Source organism: Hymenobacter terrestris, from assembly GCF_013377905.1.
GTDB lineage: Bacteria > Bacteroidota > Bacteroidia > Cytophagales > Hymenobacteraceae > Hymenobacter > Hymenobacter terrestris.
This window is the reverse complement of the sequence record NZ_JABKAV010000015.1, coordinates 67,926-76,846: the sequence shown is the minus strand read 5'-3', so window position 1 is coordinate 76,846 and position 8,921 is coordinate 67,926. Positions and strand designations below refer to the sequence as shown.

Sequence of the window (8,921 nt, the reverse complement as noted above, 5' to 3'; positions counted from 1 at the left end):
GAAAAGAAAGTCCACCTCCCCCCCCCCCACACCAGTCCGCCACTTTCGGAGGCCGTGCCAGGGGGGGGGGGGGGAAGGCCCCCGCCCCTACATCGTTCTAAATCCCGAGGCCTACCCGGATGCCGGTGCCGGCGCGGCTACCCGACTGCAGGCTGGTGTAGAAATCAACCCGCATAACTTTGAAGATGTGCTCGATACCTGCGCCCAGCTCCAGGTAGTGGCCAGCGGCGGGCGTAGTGACGTAGTTGAGCGAGGCCACTTCCTGCCACTTCAGGCGGCGTAGCAGCGGTATTTTGTTCAGTAGGAAGCCGTTGAAATGGTGGTTGTAGTGCGCCTCCACAAACCGGTCGGCAGTGCTAAAACGGTAATAGTCGAGCAGCTGAAACTGGCTGAAATCGGCGGCCAGGTAGGTGCGGTTGCCGCTGAAATGGCGGAAATCTATGAAGGACAGTTGAGGCGAGCCGGGGAAGAAGCCGGCTGCCACCCGGTAGTTGCTCGTGCCCAATAAACCAAACGACACCGATTGCCGCAACCCGGCTTCCAGCAGCGTGTAGCGCACATCGGAACTCAGCACGCTGCCAATGCCCTGCCGCCAGGTGAAAGAGAAAGCGGGCAGCTTCGAGCCCAGGTTGAACTTGCCGGTGGGCCGCGTAATGTACTTTTGGCCGGGCTGGAAGCTGGCCGTTAGCTCGGTGCTCAGGGCGCGGCTGCGGCCGAAACCGGTACCAGCGGGCAGCTCGGCGGCCACTGGCTCGTTGGGCGTGAAGGCGCGGTCTGGCGCGTCGCGGAGCAGCTTGGTGGTGGTGTTCTGCAGCTCGTGGCGCACGTCGTAGCTGGTGCGGGCCAGCAGCGTGAGGCCGTTGAGCGGCTCCCACTGGTAGCCCAGCGCCGCGCCGTCGCGGCGGTAGAGCTTGGCGTAGTTGCGGTTTTCGAGCAGCGTATAGTAGCTGTTGATGAAGGGCGTGAGCTGGCTGCCGCGGTCGAAGTTTTCAATGGTGCGGCCCACCCGCGCAATCAGGCGACCCAGCCGCACCGGGTGCAGCTGCCAACTGCCCGATATGCTCGGGCTCAGCCGCTCGCTGCTAAAGCCGTAGCGCAGGCTCGGCGTAACCGACCAGGTGCGCCGGTCGGTGGTGCGCTGCGTGAAGGTGGCCTCGGGATTGAGCACCACGCCCTCGACGGTGTTGTAGTTGAGGATGTTGAACACCGGGGCCACGTACCAGCTGCGCTTCTCGAACGTGCGGCTGTACGTGTAGCCCGTCAGTAGCAGTTCGCCCACGCCCAGCTCGTTGCGCTTGCGGTCCAGTGAATCCTGGTAGGGCCGCGACTTGCGGATGACCTCGGTACTGTCCTTCACGCGGTAGTCCAGCTGTTCCTCATCGGTGAGCGGGGTAGGGCGGATACTGGCCCAGTAGGTGGTGTCGCGCTCGTTGGCATCCTTTTCCACCAGCATCACCTCGCCCTTGCGCAGCCGGCCCACGCCGCTGGTGTCGCGGGCGCTGGCTTGCTCGGCCTGTTTGGCCTGGCGCCGCACGGCCCGGCTCAGTCCGCTCAAATCGGGACGCTGGCGCTTCACGTCGGCCACGGTTTCGCGGCCCACGGGCGCATCATCGGCCACCGGAGGCGCTGGGGCCAGGGTGGGAGCGGGGCGGTTGGGGAAAGTGGGCGTAACGCGATAGTTGGAGAGCACGGCCGTCGTGTAGCCACTGCCCTTGAAACCGAAGGCCGTAAAGTTCACCGTAATCCGTTGCGACTGCATCACCCACACATCCGACGGCCCCGGCGCGGGCCCGAACAGCTGCTCGATGTGTAGGCGGTCCACGTAGTCAATCTGCGCGTTTTTGGTCAGATCCAGCGACACCGACTGCAGCCGCCACGTGCCATCGACTACGTATATGTGGCCCGCGAAAACCGGGTCGGACGTGCGGCGCGGCGTTACCTTGATTTTATGAATCAGCAGGTTGCCCCGCTGGCTGCTGCCCTCCAGCTCGTAGCGGTAAAACACAAAGGCGTTGCTGGCAATCGGCGACACGAAGCCGCGCTCCGAAAACCGAGCTTTCAGCAGATTCTGGTAGAAGTTCAGCCCCTCGCCGGCCCCGGCCCGGTTGAAGCTCATACCCCGGGCGTCGCCGCTCACCCGCGAAGAAATCATGCGCTCCTTCACCACATTGGGCTGGCGGAAGCTCAGCTCCGATACTGATTCGGACAGGTAAAAAATGCCCGGCTTGATGTCGGGGCCCACTTTCACGAGGCCCAGAATCTTGCCCGGCACGTCGGAAAAGCGAGCCAGCGTTTTCACGTAGGTACGGGCTTTGAAGGCGGCAACCTCGCGCTCGTGGTAACGCCGCCATTGCATGGCCTGCTGGATGATGGCGTAGGCGGGGTCTTTGTCGGAGCCACGCACTACCACTTCGCGCAGCTGGTAGTTTTCGGGTGTAAGCGTCACGTTGAGTACCGTGGCCGTGTCGCCGCCGGCTACGCGCACGGTTTGCAGGCTGGGCCGGTAGCCCACGTACTGGAACACCAGCTCGTAGGTGCCGGCCGCTAGCCGCAGCTGGTAATTGCCCTGCTCGTTGGCGGCCGTGCTGTTGGTGGTGCCGCGCACGGCCACGTTGGCAAAGGCCAGCCCCTCACCCTTGGGGTCGGAGAGGCGGCCGCGCACCACGCCGCCCCAGGCCGGCCCGGCCAGCAAAGTGCTCAGCAGCAACAGAAACACAAAGGCAGGGCGCAAATACAGCAAGGGCATACGAAGCGGATAATAACAGACCATGCAAGTAAGAGCAAAACAATTGATTTACAGTTGCCCAGGGGTGGCACGGCGGCAAAAGAAAGTAGCTCCCGAAACAGCCAGTGAGCTATTTTGGGCGGCTTGTTGTTGAGGACTGTATCTTGTTTCGCTCCCAACTTTCTGAAGCTGCCCGCTATGTTCAAACCCGCCGCTCCCAAGTTCTACACCCCCACCGAGGCCCTGCGTAAAATAGCCGAGTTCTGCGCCTACCAGGAACGCTACCAGAAGGAAGTGGAAGCCAAGCTGCGCAGCTACGGCCTCAACGAAGACGAAGCCGGCGAAATTATCATCCGGCTCAGCCGCGAAAAGCTGCTCGACGAGGAGCGCTTTGCCCAGGCCTACGTGCGCGGCCACTATAGCCAGAAGAAGTGGGGCCGCCGCCGCATTATGCAGGAGCTCAAGCAGAAGGGTATCTCCGACTATTGCATGAAGTCGGGCATGAAGGAAATCGACGGCGACCAGTACTACCAAAACCTAGTGGACCTGCTCGAAAAGAAGGACCGCCAGGAAAAGGAGCGCCACCCCGGCAAGCGCCGCCAGAAAATTCAGGTCTACCTGATGGGTAAAGGCTACGAGCAGGACCTCATCAAAATGGCCCTCGACGACTTGGGGAAAGAGCCCGAGGACGACGACGAGTAAGGTAGAACGACGTAGGGGCGGGGGGTGGTGCCCCCCCCCCCCCCCCCGCCTCTTGATTCTACCGGAGTTGTCTCTACTCCGGGGGGGGGGTGGGGGCCGCCCCGCGCCCCCGCCCCCCCCCCCCCCCCCCCCCGTCGCCTCGCCCTTTTGCAAACACCCAAAAACTACCACCACCCCCCTCGCGGAGGGGGGGAGGAGCCCCACCCCCGCCCCTACATCGACCTCCGCTATTTTAGTTGCTTACCGCAACTGCTCTACGTTTTTCGCTTCTACTCTTCAATTAAAAAAAATGACCGCACTTGTTGTAGCCGTGGCCGATAACGGCGTTATCGGGGGCGAAAACCGCCTGCTTTGGCACCTGCCACTGGATTTGAAGCACTTCAAGCAGCTCACGCTGGGCCACCCCATCATTATGGGCCGGCGCACCTATGACAGTATCGGGCGGGCCCTGCCGAAGCGGCGCAACATTGTGGTTACACGCCAGGCCGGCTGGCAGGCAGAGGGCTGCGAAACGGCCGCTTCGGTGTTACAGGCGCTGGAAATTGCCCGCACGACTGATGAAGATATCTTCGTTATCGGAGGTGGCGAAATCTACCAGCAGGCCCTGCCCGCTGCCGACACCGTGTACCTGACCGAAGTACACCACGCTTTCGAAGGCGACGTAACTTTTCCCGAACTGCACCCCGGCGAATGGCGTGAGGAAAGCCGCGAGCGGCATGAGCCCGACACCACCCATGAATACGCCTTCAGCTTTATTACGCTACGGCGGCGGTGAGCAGCCAAACGAGGCCAGGTTGGCAAATCCATTATCATCCTGAAGCTTGACCAAGGCCATTTGCTCTTTGTAAAGCTTCGCGCCCGCTTCAAAAAGCCAAAGCCCCTGACACCAGTAAAGGTATCAGGGGCTTTTTTAGTCTTCACTCAAAAGCAACTTACCGTAGCAGCACCAGCTTGCCCCAATCTTTTTTGAAGGCTTTATCGCCGGCAGTGGCGCGCTGCTTGAACTCGCCCGTGGGGTCATCGAGCACCACGCGGTAGAGGTAGGTGCCGTTGGCCAGCCGGTCACCATAGGTATCGGTACCGTCCCAGTATTGCTCGGTCATGTTGTTGCCAATGCGCAGCGGGCCCATGTCCTCCATCATGATTTCCTTCACCACCCGGCCCGTCAGGCTCACAATCTGAATCTTCATGTTGCGCGGAACCACATCACCGGTGAGCGTGAAAACGAAACGGGTTTTGCTGGTAACCGGATTAGGATACGGGAATACGTTGGTGATAGAAGAACCGGATACCACCTCAAACGTGATGCGGTAGGGCTCGGTACCCGCCGCATTGCCGCTGCCGTCTTTACCCTGCACTTCCAGCGTATAAATGCCATCGGTGAGGGGCTGACTCTTGCCCGGCTCGAATACCATACGGGCCAAGCCCTGGGCTGAATCGGCCTGGAAAGAGGTGATACTGGCCCCGTTCAAGTCGATGGCCTGCCCCGCCCCACCGGGGCGGGTGAGAACGAGCAGGAAGTTTCCGCGGCTGGTAACCGGGCGGAGTTTATCCAAATCGCGCAGCTGAATGCTGATGCTGGGCCGCGACGACACGATTTCGCCGTTGAGCAGGTGGCGGCCATCGAAGGCTACATCGAGCACTGGTGGCGTATCGTTGTTGGTTACCTCGAAGGGTGCCAGCGTCAGCTCGTTGTTGAAATAGTTCTGCTCGAGCTGGCGGCGCGGGTTAAGTACTACCTGCCCCGAAAGGGCACCGAAAAGGCCTCGGGCATCCAACGTAATATTATAAGTCTGCTGCGTATGGGCTCGCAGGGCCGGGCCGCTGAGTGCGTAATACCGCTCGCGCGGAACCCCAACTGTACCCGAACGCAACACGATATAGCCCACGAGTGGCGCCTTGAAATCGAAGTCCGATACGTTCTGGAAGGAAACCGGCACCGTAACAGTCCCGTTTTTCTGAGCCTGATCCGTTAGCTGCGCGGCCGTGAGCGGCGTGGCACTGGGCCGCACCACCCCTTCGGGCACTCCCTGATAGGTTACCAGCCATTGCTCCAGCTGCGGAGTCTCGCCGGGGTTATCGGTGTTGAAGATAGCCTGCAACTGCAGATACTGGTACTCTTTAGCCGATACATTACCCAGCGCCAGCGCCCGGTTCGTGACGTTAGGGTTGAGTACAGTTGTAGTGCCCAAGCTATCAATACCCAGCAACTTGAGCGTGTAGTCGGTACCCGCAGTGGTGCGGATAGTGTGGAATAGTGTTTCCCACTGCTGCGCCGGACCGATACGGGTAGATGTGATGGTGGCCTGTTGGGTGTTTTCGTTGAAGCTCCACTGCCCACCGGGCACGGCCACCTCTACCCCACTCCGCTCGTCGCGGCGGAACTGGCCGGGGTGGCTCTGCGACCAGCCGCCCTGGGTGCGGCCCTTAATCACGCGGAACGAGCTGACGGCCCAATCGGAGCTTTCGTCGCCCTGCGGCGCATGCAGGCGCACACGCCAGTACCATACCACGCTGTCGGACTGGCTGGGTAAGGCAGGCAGCGCGGGCGTCCATTCGGGTACCATTATGGCAGTCAGCTTTGCCTGCCGCAGCGGGCGAGTAAAGGTCTGGGTGGTATCCAGCTCGAAATCGTACTCGCGGCTAACGGTGGTGGGCACGTTGCTCTGGGCCACCAGCCGCACCTCATTCGAGCCCACAATGGCAAACTCGGGCGGGCTTAGCGTAGTTACCCCGCCCGTCAGGAAGGTGTAGTTGAGCGTGGCGCGGTTGTTCGTTTCGTCGAGTTCGGGAATAACGTTGTCGGGGTCGATATCAACCTGAAACGTATTCTGGCCGGCCACACTACCGATAGCAGGGTTGGTCAGCGCCAGCGTGTAGGTAGTATCCTGGCGGGGCTGGGGAACCACAAAATCAAAGGTGCTCGTGGTACTACCCACCGTGCGCGTTACCCGAATCGGGAGTTGGCCAGGAGTAATTTTTCCGGGGTTGCTCACGCCCAGTTTCAACTGGAATGAGGCGCCCGGGGTGGCTTGCACCACGGCTGCCGCCAGTTGCAGGCGGCTGTCGGAAGTCTGGAAATCGGGCCGCTCGGGCGAGAACAACCGCAGGGCCGGGTCGCCCTGCCAGATGGTGCTCATCAGGGAGGGAACAGCAAAAGGACCACCGAACAGCAGTGTGGGCTGTAGGCGTCGGAACGCCTCAGCCTGTGCCTCTACCACCGGTTTACCGTACCATTGCGGGTCGGTGAGCAGCAGTTGGTACGTCAGCTTGTCTACCTGATCGATATTAGCCGCTACATCGAGCGAGGAGTTACCCATGAAGCCTACGCAGCCTTTATCAGGTGCCAGCATCCAGTCTTCGCCCATCGAGCCTTCGCCTGTAAACGCATTGCCGGCCACGCAGCCGCTCATAAACATCACCGGATAACGACCCTTATTAGCGTAACCACTTGCAGGGGCCAGAATGTTGGTAGGTGTCAGGTCGAAGTTGCGTAGGCTGCCGTGACCGAAGTAATGGATAATGGATACGCCTTCGTTCACCTGTGGCGCAATATCAACGACTATGGGCTCAAAGCCTAGCCGCCCAATCCGATCAATAAATCGCACTATACGTCCCCCAAAAAAGGGTTTCTGCATAATCTGGCCGTATTCTTCCAAGTACCCTTTAAATTCTTCGGGCTCATTGTCCCTTTGGCCGCCAGCCAGCAGCACCACATTGCGCCGCCAGGGCTCCAGGCCGAGGGCCTCGTGCTCGCGCAGCTTGTTGAGGTAACTTATAATCTGGTCGGGATTGTTAGCCGCCACGCGCCCGGTGGCCATCCGGCTGATATAGTCGCCATTGGTCCAGTCGGCGGTGAAGAAAATATCGGATGCCCCGCGCGAGCTGGTGGGCACATAATCGGGCGTACCTTCGTATTGAGCCGGTGTGGCCTGGCGATGGAACAGTCCTTTGTTGACGCGCGTACCGGTTTCATAGCCCTTACCCAGCAGCAACAAGCTGCGCTTTGTGGCCGGGTTTTTCATTAGAATCCATTGCGCAAACTGTCGGATGGCCAGCGCCGACTTCTCGCCGTAGTGGAACTGGTCGTAGAGCTGCTCGGTACTTACTACCAGCGTATCGTGCCTGCCACCCGCCACCGAAGCGCGGTAATCAGCATAGCTACGCACGGCGTTACCCGTGGTGCCGTTAGTGGTGGGTTTCATCAGCCCCCGGGCACTCACTATCAAGAAGTTGGCTGTAGTGGGCAGGACCCGGAAACGGACCGACTGCGCTGGCAGCGGCGGCACCAAGGCGCGGGCTAAATCGTGCAGGCGCAGCATCGGGGAGCGGACGGTGCCGGCCGGAAATACGAACTGAGAAGTGCTACCCGCAGTCTGGGGTGAAATGCGCACTACGGCAGTGGGGTCGGTTACGTCGTAGCCTACTACGGTGGCGGGCAGGTTATCAAACTGATATGTAGCCGGCTTGGCCAACGTCGAATCGGGCAAAAAACCTACCCCAACCTGGCCTGCCACCCAGCGGCGGGCCTGCGGGTAAGTAACGCGCACGTACCCCACGCGCACGAAGTTATCTTTGGTGTAGCCGGGTACCTGAGGGGCCGTCACTTTCACCTGCAGCTTACCGTCGGCTCCAACGTCGGAGGCTCGCAACGCGGTCCGAAAGGTTCTTTTAGCCAAACCGGCCAAGGGGAAAGTACCCACTTGGCGAGGGTTGCTGCCCGAAACGACTGATACGACAATCGTGCGGGTAATGAATCTGGTTCCCACTACTACCAACTCCAGGGATGGGTCGCCGACTACGGCAGCCAGCGAATCAAGCACATAGTTTCCCTCGCCAACCAGCCGCTGGTCGCGGTAGCCGATGTTTGTCGAAAGAAAGCCCTCGCCCGACTCCATCCAAGGTTGGTACACCAGCTCTTCTTCGCTGATGCTTGACCAGGTAGCCGCTTGTATTTGAGTATCCTGCTTGAGCCAGTTGGCATGAGGCGCGCCGGCCGCCAACTGAGGCTGGGCCATGCGCTTGCCCATAGCGGTGGGCGACACAGTTAGGAAGTAGGCGGCCGTGTCGGTGTATAGGCTATAGAGGTTGTGTACCTGCTCTGCCGGGTCTTTATACATGCCGCGGTCAAGTTGACCGTCGTTACGCTGGCCGAAAAACTCGACGAAAGAGCTGGCATCGAGCGTTGCTGGGTTGCCGCCTACATGAATGGCCACCTCCTTGCCCCGCCGCCACAGCTGCAGTTGGGCTGGGTTGCCGCTTCTCAGACCAGCGCGCTGTAGGTAGGCGTAGTCGAGGCGGTAAATACCGTCGCGGGTTACTTTTATCTTATAGTACTGCTGGCCGGGCACCAGCCACTCGTTGCCGTAGGGGCCCGACTGGGCCGAGGCTACGGCTGTGCCCAGCAGGCTCAGCAACAGCACCAGCCACACGTTTTTCAAGTAAGGTTGTTTCATCGATATTCTGCTAGAAGGCGAATACATAACGTTCGGCG

At 60.5% G+C, this 8,921-nt stretch carries 4 protein-coding genes; 2 read left to right on the top strand and 2 right to left on the bottom strand.

The features are described from left to right. Positions 1-97: 97 nt before the first annotated feature. Positions 98-2,746: a DUF5686 and carboxypeptidase regulatory-like domain-containing protein gene (locus tag HW556_RS07700; RefSeq protein WP_176899442.1), complete on the bottom strand. Its 2,649-nt coding sequence runs from the start codon at positions 2,744-2,746 to the stop codon at positions 98-100. 177 nt (positions 2,747-2,923) lie between these two features. Between HW556_RS07700 and HW556_RS07695 the strand changes: the two genes are divergently transcribed. After that, the gene (locus HW556_RS07695; protein WP_176899441.1) at positions 2,924-3,427 is read left to right on the top strand and encodes a regulatory protein RecX; all 504 of its coding nucleotides are present in this window, start codon (positions 2,924-2,926) and stop codon (positions 3,425-3,427) included. Between the two features lie 289 nt (positions 3,428-3,716). Continuing rightward, the gene (locus tag HW556_RS07690; protein WP_176899440.1) at positions 3,717-4,202 is read left to right on the top strand and encodes a dihydrofolate reductase; all 486 of its coding nucleotides are present in this window, start codon (positions 3,717-3,719) and stop codon (positions 4,200-4,202) included. A gap of 157 nt (positions 4,203-4,359) precedes the next feature. On the opposite strand, the gene porU2 is transcribed toward HW556_RS07690, so the two are convergent. Further along, a complete protein-coding gene (gene porU2 / locus HW556_RS07685) occupies positions 4,360-8,883 on the bottom strand; it encodes a putative type IX secretion system sortase PorU2 (protein WP_176899439.1) in 4,524 nt (1,507 codons plus the stop codon). Positions 8,884-8,921 lie beyond the last annotated feature (38 nt).

Coding starts and splice junctions, on each gene's coding strand:
- HW556_RS07700 (WP_176899442.1), bottom strand. CDS start 2,746: ATGCCCTTGCTGTATTTGCGCCCTGCCTTTGTGTTTCTGTTGCTGCTG.
- porU2 (WP_176899439.1), bottom strand. CDS start 8,883: ATGAAACAACCTTACTTGAAAAACGTGTGGCTGGTGCTGTTGCTGAGC.
- HW556_RS07695 (WP_176899441.1), top strand. CDS start 2,924: ATGTTCAAACCCGCCGCTCCCAAGTTCTACACCCCCACCGAGGCCCTG.
- HW556_RS07690 (WP_176899440.1), top strand. CDS start 3,717: ATGACCGCACTTGTTGTAGCCGTGGCCGATAACGGCGTTATCGGGGGC.